Below are 13132 nucleotides of genomic sequence, written 5' to 3'. Positions count from 1 at the left end.
AAGTTTTCATTTATTTCCTGCTTTTTTTAAAGTATAATAAAGAAAGAAAGGGAGGAATTATTATGTGGAATCGTCAAGAATTAAAACAACAGGCAAAACAAATCATGAAACGTTCTTATTGGAAAATGTTCTTGGTTAGTCTGGTTGCCACTATATTGATGGGTATATTATCACGTGTAGATAATCATGGAGGATTTCATTTCACACAGAACATTCAAACTTATAACGATGGGTTCTATAATGTGAATGAGGTAACACATGAAGGTGTATCTTTTGTTTCAGGAATCTTAGGAGGAATCTTTCCATTTAATATTGCCATGAATTTATCCATCATCAGTATCATATCGATTATCGTTGTAATTGCATCCATACTATACAACATCTTCATTTCAAATCCGATTGAATGTGGTGAATGTCATTTCTATATTGAGAATACCGATCATGAAGATACTGATTTTATGACATTGTTTTCCGCCTTTAAACAAGGATATATGAATATCGCGAAAATCTTAGTCATTCGTGATATCAAAATCTTCTTGTGGTCATTATTATTTGTCATACCCGGCGTTATTAAATCCTATCAATATCGCATGTTGCCATATATTCTGGCAGAGAATCCAGATATCACTACACAAGATGCATTTGATCGAAGCAAGCAGTTAACAGATGGTCAGAAACTGGATATCTTTGTTTTAGATTTATCCTTTATTGGATGGTATTTTCTAGGTAGTATTTTATTTGGCATTGGCTTGTATTTTGTATATCCATATTTCAAATCAACAAATGCATTATTATATTTGTACTTAAGCGATCAATATCGAGAAAATTCTTATTACCGCTATTAAAAAGGAAACCGCAAGATTTCCTTTTTTTTAAAACATATCCATATCCTCTTCAAAATTCTTAAAATATCCTACAAAAATATTTTGCATTGCCTTACATGGTATCTTTAAAGAAATCCCACTGCCTTCTTTTTCACTAATAGTTAAAAATCCTAGATAAAACATCAGGGAACAAAAATCATCCAAAGAAAAATGTGAATCCATCATAAATTCTTCACTCATAAAAATAGAAGGCTGTTCTCCATTCACAAGACGCTGGATACATTGATTTCTTTGATAATCCTTTGAAATCTGTAAGAGGCGATGTAATTCTTGATATTCCTTGACAATTGATTTTTCCAGTTCTTCACTTGATTCAGAATCATGATAATGCGTTTCATCAAGATATCGCAAAATTAATTCTGGAGGATATAAATGATGTTTTCCATCTTTTGAAAACAAATATCCATCAAATTTTTCTTTGATATGATCCATGAAAGTATGCTGAGGCTGTACACTGCTCATACATTGTAAGATTTCATTTTCATTGAGTCCCATCATTTCGTGAAAATCAGAATATAGCGAAATATTTACGCCAATTTGATTATCCAAGCTCATGGTATCTAATATAATAGGCGTGACGCCTGTCACCATCACTCTTTGTATAATGCCCTTTTCTTTTCCTATTTTTAAGGTTTCATAAAATTTACGAATGAATCCATTCTTTCCTATCATATTCTGAAAATCATGGAAATGAGTTGACATCAATTCATCAGAAAAATGATCACATTCATCCACCATAATATATAATGGACAATCAATGAACTGTGTCACTACATCAAGAAAATCAGACAAAATCGCATAGGGATTTTGATCAATATCTAAATCTATCGATGCCTTTATCTTTCGCATAAACTTCTCACAAGTATTTTTGATTTCTTCACAATACGCTTTTTTCAATTCTTTACAATCTTTCATATCCAGTTTTGAAAAATCAAATGTTAATACATGATATTTATTTTTTTCTCTAGTTGGATGATCATGGATATATGTATCATAGAAAAGCTGATTAAAATCCTGTTCATATGATATATCGTAATAATAAGAGAGCATGGATAAAAACAATGATTTCCCAAAATGTTTTGGCCGTAAAAACTGAACAAAGCGATCTTCGCAATGCTCAAGTTTTTCTATAAACATGGTCTTATCTATATATAAGCAATGCTCAGTTCTGACATCCTTGTAATCCGAAATCCCAATCGGTAATTTTTTCATGACAGTTCCCCATTTCCCTATGTTCTTATTTCTATAATTATATCGCATATACATCTTATGTGGAATTAATATGACAATATTTTGATATATAAATTCATATAAAAAATACGATGTTATTTCACATCGTATCCTATTTCTTCGATTGCCTCTTTAATTTGATCTTCGCTTACTTTACTAGAATCAAAGATTACTGTCGCATTGTTTTCCTGTGCATTTGCTTTACATTCACTAACACCATCCAATGCGGTTACTGCATTGTTGACACGTTTTTCACAATTGCCACACATCATGCCTTCTACCATAAATACTTTTTCCATTATGATCACCTCGATTTCTATTATAACGCAAACCTTGATTGTTTGCTTAAGATTTGCTTCTTTCTTTAATCGTCACATGAATTTTGTCGCCTGGCTGTTTTTGTATTACCTGTCGAATATCCTTTCGAATACCGATGATATGGTTCACTGTTTTCATTTTTACCAGACTTCCATCATAAGGATAGCCATCAAATGTCGCATGCACCATTACTCTGCCTTTGCCAAATTCCGTTTTTACATCATATGGAAACTCAATATACGCTCCATCTATGCCTTCTACTTTTTGAATAATTGCGTCAAACTCATATGTTTTATTGTTCATTTTTTCTCCTATACGTTATAGATTGGATCAATCTGTTTCAGCTCTTTAAAGGTATCAATCTCTACAATATCTTCTTTATGTACCGGTTTTACCATGACTTTATGATGATCTAAACATTCCCTTAAAGCAACTTCATCCCAATATTTTTCTTTTCCTCCCGGCATGCGGAAAACTTTATCAATATCTTCAGACATCTTTTTCCCATCTTCTTTATTCCAGTAAGATATACCAACCATTTGATGACAATCCTGTCCACCAACTGCCAGCTTGCTGATATAACCTTTCTTGGTATAGAAGCACCAATCATCTGTGACATCCATTTTAATACCACAGTAATTGGTAGTATACTCATATTTACGGATGATATCCGGATTAAACAGTAATAAATCACTTTCTAAAACATAAGCATTTTCCATCATATCCTTAATCAGATATGCACTAGAAATGTTGTTTGTTTCATTATATAGTGGATTTTCAATAAATTTAATCTTTGGATATTTATGTAATAATACGTCAAACTGTTCTCCTAAATATCCACGTACGATCGTGATATCCTCAATACCAGCCGCAATGACTGCATCTAACAGCGTTTCGATAATACGTTTTCCATGTACCAAAACCAATGGCTTTGGTGTATTTAGTGTAATTGGCACCATTCTTGAGCCAAATCCAGCTGCTAAGAAAATTGCTTTTTTTACACGATATGGTTCCAGCCATTCATATCCTTTTAAAGTCACATCATAAATAGAACCATCTGCCTTGATTAATTCCATCTCTGTTAATTCTGCCAGTGTTTTATTAATAACACCCAAAGATAAGTCCAATTGTTTACTTAAATGACGCTGTGTTAATTTATGATCCTGATGACGTTCGATATATACAAGTGTTTCAAATTGATTTAATGTTAAATTCATAGTTTGTTCTCCTCTTTTATTACATGCCATTTTATTATAGCATATTTTTTCAATATCTTCGTTCCTAACGAAGGATTTATGTTTTTATCACATCAAAGGCAAGGCTTTGACATGCTGTACCATTGATGATCAATGTGAGGGTATGCTTACCTGTATAATGCTTTCTTACACTTGTATCCTTGAAGGATTGTTTTCTTACATAAGATAACTGTTTACCAGCTTTCAGGCTTACTTCTGATAACTTGAATATCTTTTGATTTGTTTTTCCATTTGCCTTTATGTAATCAATACCATATTCTATCCTTATTTTTATATCCTGATCTGATACAATATCAAACATAAAAACTAATTCTTCTCCAATCGCTATCGTATCCTTTTCCAAATGAAATTCTTTTATATGCACTTGATCGAATGCCTGATATCCAAAAAGCTGCATAATCTCTAGATTACCTTTTTTCAATAGACTTCGACAACCATGTTTGATGATCCAATCCGTTCTTTCATCTTTTCCAATCCATGTTTTCATCAGATCAATCACAAGTTGTGGATGCGTTTTCGATATATCATTTAAATTATTAGCGACACTTTTTCTTACATACAATGCATCATCTTTTTTTAATGCTTCTGATATAGGTAAGATTGGTGATGGATCTTTCTTAAACTGTGGAATGGATTGACCCCAAGGAAGCATTGGACGACATCCCTCACTAGCAAGCCTTCTGACATGTTCACTTTCATGTGTTGTCCACACTAACATTTGCTTCATCATCCGCTTTTCATCTTTTAAAATAAATGCTCTTACCGCAAATTCCGACGACCAGTATTGGGTATTTCGCTCTAACACTTTGATAGATATATCCCAATCATCTAAGCCAAATACTTCCACAAAATCAGGAAAGAAAATCGCAAAAGAATAACCAGAAACCGCTTTTTCAAGGATATCTATCGCCATTTGATAGTTCGATGGCAGGCATTTTCCTAAACTTATACTTATCTTACGACATCTGGCTTTTAATTCTAATGTTTCCCATTCTTCATCAAAAACTAGTTTCAAAAATCTTTCTACTTGAAAATCTTCATCATAGGAATGCAGGGTATACGCAAATTTGCGCATGGTTTCTTCTTGAAACATATTCTTTAGTGGTTCCATCATGGTTCTCCTTTCCACAGTTTCTATTTACTGTGAAACAATGAATTCCTCCAAATAACTTATAACTTCCTCTATATTCTCAAACATCTGGTATTTGGGGAATCCTTTTTCATTTTGCTTTGTATATGTTAAATGCACAATACAAAACATATCCACACCTTCCATTTGCATTACATATAATACATCATCATTTGCATCACATTTCGCTAACGCATAGATGTCTTTCCCAAATAAGAAATGATCTTTTTGAATTTCTTTTTTTAATTCTGCATCAAATGAATTTTCAATTGGAAGAATATGCCAATTGAAATCCTCCCCATATTTCTGAATCAAACCATCAAATATTTTTTCATACATAATATTTCACCATATCCTATCATCCACATTGCAATATCAACTTTATTTTATCAAAGTTTTTATTCATCAAATCATGTTTTCAATATTGCAGTATGTTTTTCTTTTTCAAATGCACGCATACACTATCTCCTCATATATATCATTCATAAACTCATTATGACATCTTTCTTATGAATGCACAAGAAAAAAAAGTGTTCTACATGAACACCTGATATCATCTAAAACTTACAATTCCTCTATCCTTGTATACATTTCTTTTTTGTCTTTTTCCGTTAAAAGGAACTCTGTAAAGAATGCTATCGCTATGACGACAATGATATTCAATAACAATCGAATTAGTGTAAATTTCATTCCTAATGAAGATATCTCAAACAACAATAATGGAATACGAATAGTTGTACTTGAGCATATAAAGAGAATAACATTGGATATCCTGCTTCCTTTTTTAAGTAAAACGCCTGTGACAGGCAACAACGCATATAAAGGAACTGCTGTCACCATTCCCAATAATAATGAAGTGATCATCCCTAATAAACCAGATTGTTTTCCCATTATTTTTACCATTGTTTCCTGTTTAATCCAAATATCCATAAGGCCTATACATATAAAAACAGGAACAATCATAAATATAAAATTCAGAAAATTTTTACCTGTAAAATATAATATCGTATATTCTTTTTGTGGCTGATAAATCCATATACCAATATTGATAATCACTAATAGAATAAGCATCCCATACTTCTTTAAAAATTTCATGATAAACATAGCCCCATAATCCATGCGGTTAGAAAAGCAAACAAAAAGGATAATGTATTTCTAAGTATCGCTGTTTTTCTACCCAGATATTTGATTTCCATAGGCAAGCTTACGATTCCTACCATCGTTAACGTGGAAATAAACACTGCGATTTGCATGATACCTGCCCCATTTTGTAATAATTGGGCAGTGATTGGAAATGCCACCAATACAGGAACTAAAGTAATCGCTCCTAATAATGCAGCCATAAGCATCCCCATAAAACCACTTTCTGACCCAATGATAGAGCGTATCGTTTCTGTAGTAATCATCGCCAGCAGTAAGCCAACCACAAGTATGATGGATATAAACTGTGGAAGTACCTTCATGAACATTTTCCATGCTTTATGTATGGCTTGTTTTGTTTTTTTACGATCCTTTTGAAAAGATATCACAAGTAACATGGCACTTATCACATACATCAAAATCACAAATATCGTATTCATATCATCAATCGCCCCCCATCTTTGCTTTTTTCAATCTTGGATATACTATAAGCGCTAGAATACCGCCAAGTAATGCCGTTATCAATTGAGATATAGAAAACATATTGGAAATGATAGATGCTTGTTTTTCAGGTAGTTGTAATAGCACAGGAACCGCAAATTTTACTATACTGATATATAAAACCAGATATTTTGCAAGTGCCCCACTAAGTAATGCATACATGTCATGTTTTTTCTGATTTCCTAGGAAATACCAAATCAAAACCAATATAAGATTTCCCAACGCAATCAATGGAATTAAACTGATGAGTGGGCCAATGCCAAAAAATTTAGCTGCCACAGGAGAAAGCATCGCCACACATACACCTGATGACAATCCACAAACCATTACGGATATAATCAATAACATATTAACGATGGAACCTGTAATGAGGGGATTTCCTAAAGGCGTAGTGGCTGCCTGTAATACGATCAGTAAAGCTATAAAAACAGCTGTATTGCTAATCCAAAGAACACGATTGTTTGATTTCATAATTCTCACCTTATCCTTGCTTTTTATGTATCTACTATACTATAATTTAGCCAAATCTCTTGTTGCGTACGCAACAAATGAAAGGCAAGGTGGCATATGAAAGACTATCTACATGATTTATCCAAGATGAAATTGTTCTCAGGTATGAAAACAAATGAAATAGAAAAACTGCTTGATTGCCTTGAAGCCAAACTTGTTCATTATGCAAGTGGTGAATTTATAATAGAAGAAGGCGACAATATCCATACATTTGGTATTATGTTATCGGGGCATGCACGTTCCATTAAATGGGATTCCTCTGATCGCATCATTATTTTAACATTGCTTGAAAAAGGTAGTGAAATTGGTATTATGCTTGCTGCACAACCTGAAAAAGAAAGTCCTGTATATGTTCAGGCACAAGAGGATGTCATAGTTTTACAGATTTCCTATGATTTGATGTTCACAAATCCTGTGAAAGTCTGTTTAAAATATGAAACATTCCTACGAAACTATATTGCGATCGTCGCAGAAAAAGGCATTCTTTTACATGAGCGCATTACTTGTCTTACAAAAACAACCGTTCGTGAAAAGATTTTAACTTATTTGCATGATATATCACATAAACAAAAAAGTTCTGTCATCCAACTGCCACTCAATAGAAACGCACTATCTGAATATCTTAATATTGAACGCAGTGCACTTTCAAGAGAATTATCCAATATGAAAAAAGATGGTCTGATCGACTATCATTTGAACACATTCAAATTAATGAAATGATCATCCTTTCCATGTAATATGATCTATAAAATCTTTTTCGTAACAATCCAGCTCATCTATATTTTGAAATGTGATACCCGATCTTTGAAACATAACATCATAATCATAATTTCCACCTTCAAAATCAACCCAGTAATATCCATTGCTTTCATATAAAACAATATTTCCCAAGCCTTGATCCGAATGCATTTTAATCCAATATTGATGTCCAAATTCACTTAATCCAGCTTTATCCACTTGTATTCCTAGTGTATCCCATTTTGCTTTTTTACTAAGAAACCATGTCTGGAATTGTTGAAACACTTCATCCATAAAAATCCCTCACTCCTTTACCTTTGGTTATACTTAACAAGATCTTCACTTAATGGAAAATACGCTTTAAAGTTTTCCACCAATGCTTGTTGATCACTTATAAACAATGTCAAACAACTATCCCAGCAGACAATCTCTATACATGCTAATGGATGCTGGATAGAAACAGGATTCTTCCAAAAACCTCTATAGCCATCGGCATATGGATGTGGATATTTTAAAACTTCTGATAGTGGGATACTTTTATCAAAACCAGATAGGACTGCCCAATCCCATTGCCAATCATCTTCTTGAACGATTTTAGTTAATTCATCTCCTGATATCCAACAGTAATGTTTCTGATCATAAAGTGCTTCGATTTTCGAAGGAACATGATCCACATCGCTAATTAGCCAGTTATACGCACATTGTTTTTGATGGATTGCTTCAAATACTTTACTCATTCTTGTATAATAACGCTCACCTTTCTCATTAATTGCACCATATATCATAATCGTACCTCCCATCACCTACACCCTGATAAATCCATCACGCCATTTTAATTCCCCAATTTTCCATCTGGATACTGCCCATTCTGTTCGCTTATTCACCATTTTCATTTTTTCTAATTCTTGATTTGCTTTATCTTCTGTGAGAAAAAAAGAACTTTCTATGATATCTATCTCATCTAGATTATCATTCGTATTCCAGCCTTGTATGATCCAAACTGTATCTGGCTTATGATCAATACAATCAGATATTTCTTTGTATTCAATACGATATGTACAAGGATAGTCACAGAATCCCTGAACATTCGCAAGATAATATTTAGCTGTTTCTATCGCTTGTTTTTCCATTTCAAATACACCGATATCAAATTCTTCTTTATAATCATCATAAGATAATTCTGAATCTGTCATGATCAATCGATATAGCCAATATGGAAACGTATATCCATCTTCTGGTTCTCCAATCGGATAACCTAATACGGCTGTGGATTTATCCTTAAATAACTGTAGCCATGTGTCCCATTCTGATTGAGGCATTTCTGCATATAATTGTAAACCACTGGGTTCTAAAGAACCTTCAATGATTTTTCCACCATCTCCATACCACTTTGGGCATCCATTTTCAAAACCAGTCCAACCTGGCATTTGCGTAAAGATTTCTTTTACTTTTACCCATAATTCCTGTGGTATTGTATAGTGAATATTTAAGTTAACGCAAAAAGTTTCCATATTTTTCTCCTCACATAGATTTCTTACTTAGTTACCCGACTCATTAATATCAGGAATTATTCATCGTTTGCTTCAAAATCTTCATAGTATGCGATAAAAGAAGCGATGATATCCTTTCTTGAACGAACATACTCCCCTTCTATACCACCATTTTTTAAGCTGTCAATCCATTCTATATCAATCATACAGCCAACATCCATATGGATATTGTATTTGGCTTTTTCAATAAGATCAATATCACTTTGATCTCCTATACAATATAAATAACCGCACAACACACGAATATATTCTGAACTGCCTTCTTGATAATGAGTAATCTCTTTTTCTATCAAGGCGCGTATTTCTTCTTTAGGTATTCTGTCAAAATCAAATCCATATGTACGTAAAAGTACTTGTGTCCTTTGTTCATTATTCATATAAACACCACTTTCCATCTATCATCTTCATTATACTATTTCCTGTACCATTTAAATATAAAAAATATAAAAAAGTGTCCATCCTTAATACTAGGACAGACACTAGATGAAATTACATTTCTTTTGGCAGTACATATCGTTTTACTAAATAGATACCAAGTTTTAATAAGATATTAACAGCCAATATCGCAATAGAGATAAAAGCAGTTGCTTCAATCAATGATTGAGAGTCAAATTGTGGAATCAATAAGGATAATGGCATGGTTTTGAAGTTAGATAAGAAGCTGACTGCGGATATTGTTACCATACTGTTCACAAACATATAAGAGAACATTTCCACAATGGTTGCTTTCGTACAAGGGATATATACATCCTTTAACATATTTAGTTTAGATATTCCTAAAGTAATGGAAACATCTTCAAGATTTGAATTAAACTGCTGTAAAGAATTATATGCCATCAAGTATGGTGAAGCAAAGAAGTGCGTCATATTGACCAATACCAAGATTGCAATGCCACCATATAGGATGCTTCCTTTGAAAAACAAGACATAACTTAAACCAAGTACAACACCTGGTATTGCTAAAGATACCATAGATATCAAATGTAATGCCATGGTAGAAAAACTGTTTTTACTGCGAGCTGTGATAAACGCTGTAAAATAAGTAACACAGATACCAATCAGACTTGTAAATAAGGCAATCGCCAAAGAGTTTAACAGATACATCCGCACACCTAAATCAAATGCCTGCTTGATATTATCTAATGAGAAACTCATATCACTTGGATAATGCTTCACAAATGATAAAAACGCAAAAGTCAATATAGGTAAAGAAATCATAATCACAACGGCAATACATACGATATATGCAATGCGATCACGTCTTTTGTTTTCCTGAATCACAAAGGCTTTTGTGACAGTAGATGAATTGCCTTTGTTTTCATTTTTCATATCCATGATGAATGCGATAAATGCAGGAATCAATAAGATGATACCAATGATTGCACCTTTACTGAAATCTAACAGACCAATAACTTCACGATACATATATACAGGTAAAGTCATAGATTTTCCACCAACAACCAAAGGAACGCCATAGTCTGTAAAAATCATTGTAAAGGTCGCAAAGATTACAGAAATCAATGGTCCCTTGATATTAGGCAGCGTAATGGTCATAAACTGTTGACGTTTGGATAATCCCAAAACCGTGGCTACTTCATATGTTGTGTAATCTTCATAAGCAAAGATATCTGTCAACATTAGGAATGCTGCCGGGAATGAATACAGGATACTTCCCAGAATGATTCCGTTATATCCATATAAATACATATTCACATGAAATAAATTGGTCAAAATACCATTATCTCCAAATAATAGTACCAATCCCATACCATGAGAAATACTTGGAATCAGCATTGGCAATGTAAATGCCAACGTAAATACAGAACGATAGCGAATCTTGGTACGATTCATAAACCATGCCAGCATGAGCGCTAAAGATACTGATAATATGGTGGCGATACTTGTACATACAAATGAATTTATCAGCATTGGCACAAACTGTGGTGATGCGATAATTTTACTGATATCCGCAACATCAATGTTGATGAGCAATGCCACAAGCGGACAAAGCACAGATACGATCAGAAATACCGCAATCAGCAGCTTAGCTCCACGAAATCCTCTATTCTTCATAGACTTTCTTCCCTGTGCATACACAAAGACTTGCCAGCTTGCTGTCTAAATGCGCAATCACAAAATCTTTAATATACTGATTTGCTGGATGTTCATATATATTTCTTGGGGTATCAATCTGTTCAATATTTCCTTCACTCATAACCATAATACGATCAGATAAATAAAATGCTTCTTCTTGTTCATGGGTAATAAAAATCATGGTAGAATTAAATTTTTTCTGAATTTCTTTTAATTCTTTTTTCATAACTTCACGCATACTAACATCTAATGCAGAAATTGGTTCATCTAATAACACGATTTTAGGATTCAATGCCAATGTTCTTGCGATGGCTACACGCTGTTGTTGTCCACCAGATAACTGATTAGGACGCTTATTGATCTGATCATGCATACCAATGGCTTCTAATGTAGATAGTGCAATCTTTCTACTTTCTTTTTTCGTCTGTTCATGTAGTTTTAAAGCATATTCTACATTTTCAAGTACTGTCATATTCGGGAATAATGCATAGTTTTGAAAGATGATTCCCATCCCTCGTTCATCTGGTTTTAAATGTGAAATATCTTCCCCATCCATTAAAATCGTTCCACTTGTCTGTGTTTCAAGTCCAATCAGAATACGCAGTAAGGTTGTTTTTCCACAACCACTTGGACCCAGCACACTTAGAAACTCTCCTTCTTTTACATCAAAGGAAATCGTTTTTAATATATCTTTGTTGTCGAATTTTTTATATAGATCTTTTACAATCAATTTTGATTTATTTAATACTTCCACAAGTCCAGCAACCTTTCTTTTTCATTGATATCTTCGATTCCATGCATATCCGCATATGGAATTTCATCAGGATAATTTGGTATCGTGATCTTTTGATTTTTCAATATAATTTCTGGTGAGAAATGTTCTTTATCATATACCAGGAAATCATTGATGATAAAATCAAATACTTTGTTTACATCCTCCTTATCTGCACTATGTTTCATTAAAGCAGTTCCGGTCAGAGAATAAGGAGAACCTTCTGGTGGATAGATGATTTCAAATGGAGAGCCTTCATTGATTTGTTTCACAGCCTGAAATGTCAGTCCCAAACCAATACCGACTTCTCCCTGAATCAATAGTTTAATTGGTCCACTGCCAGATTCTGTGAATTGTTTTACATAATATTCCAGCTGATCAATATAATCCAATGCTTTTTCTTCTCCCATGGTATTCACCAGACTCTTATAGAAGAAGTATCCGGTACCACTAGATTTTGGATCTGGCATAGCGATCAGATTATAATATTCCTGTTTCAATAAATCCTGATACGTATGTGGAATCGGCAGATTATGTTTTTTCATAACATCTGTATTGATGATAAACGCTCCCGCCTGACGTTCCCATGTAACGTATTTATTTCCATGATCTTCTGGACGCAATCCATCTAAATAATCTAACGTGCTTCTGCCTTTGATATCTGCCAGCTGATCTTTGATTTTTTCCATATAGCTGCTTTCTAATCCAACAATGATATCCGCATCACTTTGATCTTTCTCCACAGATATCTTTGCGGCAGATTTTGCTGTAGGCACATACATAACCATGACATGCAAATCCGGAAATTTTTCATTCAATTGCTTCTGTAATTCTTCTCCACGAAACTGTTCCATAGAAGAATATATAATGATGGCATTTCCCTCTGAGCGTATCCCAACAAGTAATGCTATTGCCGCAACTATCAGTCCTATGACGATTTTCTTCATAGACTCACCCTCACAATCTTGTTCACTTGTTTTCCATTATAGCATTACTTGTGAACAAATAAA

At 33.5% G+C, this 13132-nt stretch carries 18 protein-coding genes; 2 read left to right on the top strand and 16 right to left on the bottom strand.

The features are described from left to right. Positions 1-62 precede the first annotated feature (62 nt). The gene (locus tag DW761_RS17135) at positions 63-845 is read left to right on the top strand and encodes a DUF975 family protein (RefSeq protein ID WP_117518876.1); all 783 of its coding nucleotides are present in this window, start codon (positions 63-65) and stop codon (positions 843-845) included. A gap of 27 nt (positions 846-872) precedes the next feature. Here the strand turns inward: DW761_RS17135 and DW761_RS17130 are convergent, their stop codons facing one another. The 9 genes from DW761_RS17130 to DW761_RS17090 form a co-directional block, all read right to left on the bottom strand. Continuing rightward, the gene (locus tag DW761_RS17130) at positions 873-2096 is read right to left on the bottom strand and encodes an AAA family ATPase (protein ID WP_158553840.1); all 1224 of its coding nucleotides are present in this window, start codon (positions 2094-2096) and stop codon (positions 873-875) included. A 113-nt stretch (positions 2097-2209) separates the two neighbouring features. After that, positions 2210-2413, bottom strand: coding sequence for a cation transporter (locus DW761_RS17125; RefSeq protein WP_117453888.1), 204 nt, complete (start codon positions 2411-2413; stop codon positions 2210-2212). Between the two features lie 46 nt (positions 2414-2459). Further along, a complete protein-coding gene (locus tag DW761_RS17120; protein ID WP_117518874.1) occupies positions 2460-2735 on the bottom strand; it encodes a DUF1905 domain-containing protein in 276 nt (91 codons plus the stop codon). 8 nt (positions 2736-2743) lie between these two features. Next, positions 2744-3649 (bottom strand): phosphocholine cytidylyltransferase family protein, encoded by a 906-nt coding sequence (locus tag DW761_RS17115; protein WP_117518873.1) that lies wholly within the window; start codon positions 3647-3649, stop codon positions 2744-2746. Positions 3650-3725: 76 nt separating this feature from the next. Continuing rightward, positions 3726-4799, bottom strand: coding sequence for a DNA alkylation repair protein (locus tag DW761_RS17110; protein ID WP_233513123.1), 1074 nt, complete (start codon positions 4797-4799; stop codon positions 3726-3728). Positions 4800-4826: 27 nt separating this feature from the next. After that, on the bottom strand, positions 4827-5156 hold the full coding sequence (locus DW761_RS17105) for a hypothetical protein (RefSeq protein ID WP_199485657.1): 330 nt from the start codon (positions 5154-5156) through the stop codon (positions 4827-4829). A 225-nt stretch (positions 5157-5381) separates the two neighbouring features. Further along, complete coding sequence (locus DW761_RS17100) at positions 5382-5936, bottom strand: permease (RefSeq protein WP_233513122.1); 555 nt, start codon at positions 5934-5936, stop codon at positions 5382-5384. Then, entirely contained in the window at positions 5909-6397 is a 489-nt protein-coding gene (locus DW761_RS17095; RefSeq protein WP_117518869.1) for a permease, read from the bottom strand. Before DW761_RS17095 ends, DW761_RS17100 begins: the two co-directional genes overlap by 28 nt. 4 nt (positions 6398-6401) lie before the next feature. Next, complete coding sequence (locus tag DW761_RS17090; RefSeq protein ID WP_117518868.1) at positions 6402-6929, bottom strand: ECF transporter S component; 528 nt, start codon at positions 6927-6929, stop codon at positions 6402-6404. Between the two features lie 96 nt (positions 6930-7025). Here DW761_RS17090 and DW761_RS17085 point away from each other — a divergent pair, with 96 nt between their 5' ends. Then, positions 7026-7688, top strand: a complete 663-nt coding sequence (locus DW761_RS17085; protein WP_117518867.1) for a Crp/Fnr family transcriptional regulator — start codon at positions 7026-7028, stop codon at positions 7686-7688. Here the strand turns inward: DW761_RS17085 and DW761_RS17080 are convergent, their stop codons facing one another. From DW761_RS17080 to DW761_RS17045, 7 genes are all read right to left on the bottom strand, one after another. Next, positions 7689-8000 carry a hypothetical protein gene (locus DW761_RS17080; RefSeq protein WP_117518866.1) on the bottom strand — a complete coding sequence of 104 codons (312 nt, stop codon included), beginning with the start codon at positions 7998-8000 and terminating at the stop codon, positions 7689-7691. A 17-nt stretch (positions 8001-8017) separates the two neighbouring features. Continuing rightward, positions 8018-8491, bottom strand: coding sequence for a hypothetical protein (locus tag DW761_RS17075; protein ID WP_199485655.1), 474 nt, complete (start codon positions 8489-8491; stop codon positions 8018-8020). Positions 8492-8509: 18 nt separating this feature from the next. After that, the gene (locus DW761_RS21520) at positions 8510-9217 is read right to left on the bottom strand and encodes a hypothetical protein (protein ID WP_233511837.1); all 708 of its coding nucleotides are present in this window, start codon (positions 9215-9217) and stop codon (positions 8510-8512) included. A 56-nt stretch (positions 9218-9273) separates the two neighbouring features. Further along, positions 9274-9633 carry a hypothetical protein gene (locus tag DW761_RS17060; protein ID WP_117518902.1) on the bottom strand — a complete coding sequence of 120 codons (360 nt, stop codon included), beginning with the start codon at positions 9631-9633 and terminating at the stop codon, positions 9274-9276. A 112-nt stretch (positions 9634-9745) separates the two neighbouring features. Beyond that, the gene (locus tag DW761_RS17055; protein WP_117518865.1) at positions 9746-11329 is read right to left on the bottom strand and encodes an ABC transporter permease subunit; all 1584 of its coding nucleotides are present in this window, start codon (positions 11327-11329) and stop codon (positions 9746-9748) included. Then, on the bottom strand, positions 11319-12104 hold the full coding sequence (locus tag DW761_RS17050; protein ID WP_117518864.1) for an ABC transporter ATP-binding protein: 786 nt from the start codon (positions 12102-12104) through the stop codon (positions 11319-11321). The genes DW761_RS17055 and DW761_RS17050 overlap by 11 nt, the downstream gene beginning before the upstream one ends. Further along, on the bottom strand, positions 12092-13069 hold the full coding sequence (locus tag DW761_RS17045) for an extracellular solute-binding protein (RefSeq protein WP_117518863.1): 978 nt from the start codon (positions 13067-13069) through the stop codon (positions 12092-12094). The genes DW761_RS17050 and DW761_RS17045 overlap by 13 nt, the downstream gene beginning before the upstream one ends. Positions 13070-13132 lie beyond the last annotated feature (63 nt).

The organism is Absiella sp. AM29-15 (genome assembly GCF_003434225.1).
In the GTDB taxonomy this organism is placed as follows: Bacteria; Bacillota_I; Bacilli_A; order Erysipelotrichales; family Erysipelotrichaceae; genus Hoskinsella; species Hoskinsella hominis.
Note: the sequence above shows the minus strand (reverse complement) of the source record. Positions and strands in the feature narration are given on the sequence as shown.

Excerpts from the sequence above, each read along its gene's own strand:
- DW761_RS17055 (WP_117518865.1), bottom strand. The coding sequence starts at position 11,329 with ATGAAGAATAGAGGATTTCGTGGAGCTAAGCTGCTGATTGCGGTATTT.
- DW761_RS17060 (WP_117518902.1), bottom strand. The coding sequence starts at position 9,633 with ATGAATAATGAACAAAGGACACAAGTACTTTTACGTACATATGGATTT.
- DW761_RS17085 (WP_117518867.1), top strand. The coding sequence starts at position 7,026 with ATGAAAGACTATCTACATGATTTATCCAAGATGAAATTGTTCTCAGGT.
- DW761_RS17130 (WP_158553840.1), bottom strand. The coding sequence starts at position 2,096 with ATGAAAAAATTACCGATTGGGATTTCGGATTACAAGGATGTCAGAACT.
- DW761_RS17095 (WP_117518869.1), bottom strand. The coding sequence starts at position 6,397 with ATGAATACGATATTTGTGATTTTGATGTATGTGATAAGTGCCATGTTA.
- DW761_RS17100 (WP_233513122.1), bottom strand. The coding sequence starts at position 5,936 with ATGGATTATGGGGCTATGTTTATCATGAAATTTTTAAAGAAGTATGGG.
- DW761_RS17045 (WP_117518863.1), bottom strand. The coding sequence starts at position 13,069 with ATGAAGAAAATCGTCATAGGACTGATAGTTGCGGCAATAGCATTACTT.
- DW761_RS17110 (WP_233513123.1), bottom strand. The coding sequence starts at position 4,799 with ATGGAACCACTAAAGAATATGTTTCAAGAAGAAACCATGCGCAAATTT.
- DW761_RS17115 (WP_117518873.1), bottom strand. The coding sequence starts at position 3,649 with ATGAATTTAACATTAAATCAATTTGAAACACTTGTATATATCGAACGT.
- DW761_RS17120 (WP_117518874.1), bottom strand. The coding sequence starts at position 2,735 with ATGAACAATAAAACATATGAGTTTGACGCAATTATTCAAAAAGTAGAA.
- DW761_RS17090 (WP_117518868.1), bottom strand. The coding sequence starts at position 6,929 with ATGAAATCAAACAATCGTGTTCTTTGGATTAGCAATACAGCTGTTTTT.
- DW761_RS17080 (WP_117518866.1), bottom strand. The coding sequence starts at position 8,000 with ATGGATGAAGTGTTTCAACAATTCCAGACATGGTTTCTTAGTAAAAAA.
- DW761_RS21520 (WP_233511837.1), bottom strand. The coding sequence starts at position 9,217 with ATGGAAACTTTTTGCGTTAACTTAAATATTCACTATACAATACCACAG.
- DW761_RS17125 (WP_117453888.1), bottom strand. The coding sequence starts at position 2,413 with ATGGAAAAAGTATTTATGGTAGAAGGCATGATGTGTGGCAATTGTGAA.
- DW761_RS17105 (WP_199485657.1), bottom strand. The coding sequence starts at position 5,156 with ATGTATGAAAAAATATTTGATGGTTTGATTCAGAAATATGGGGAGGAT.
- DW761_RS17135 (WP_117518876.1), top strand. The coding sequence starts at position 63 with ATGTGGAATCGTCAAGAATTAAAACAACAGGCAAAACAAATCATGAAA.
- DW761_RS17075 (WP_199485655.1), bottom strand. The coding sequence starts at position 8,491 with ATGATATATGGTGCAATTAATGAGAAAGGTGAGCGTTATTATACAAGA.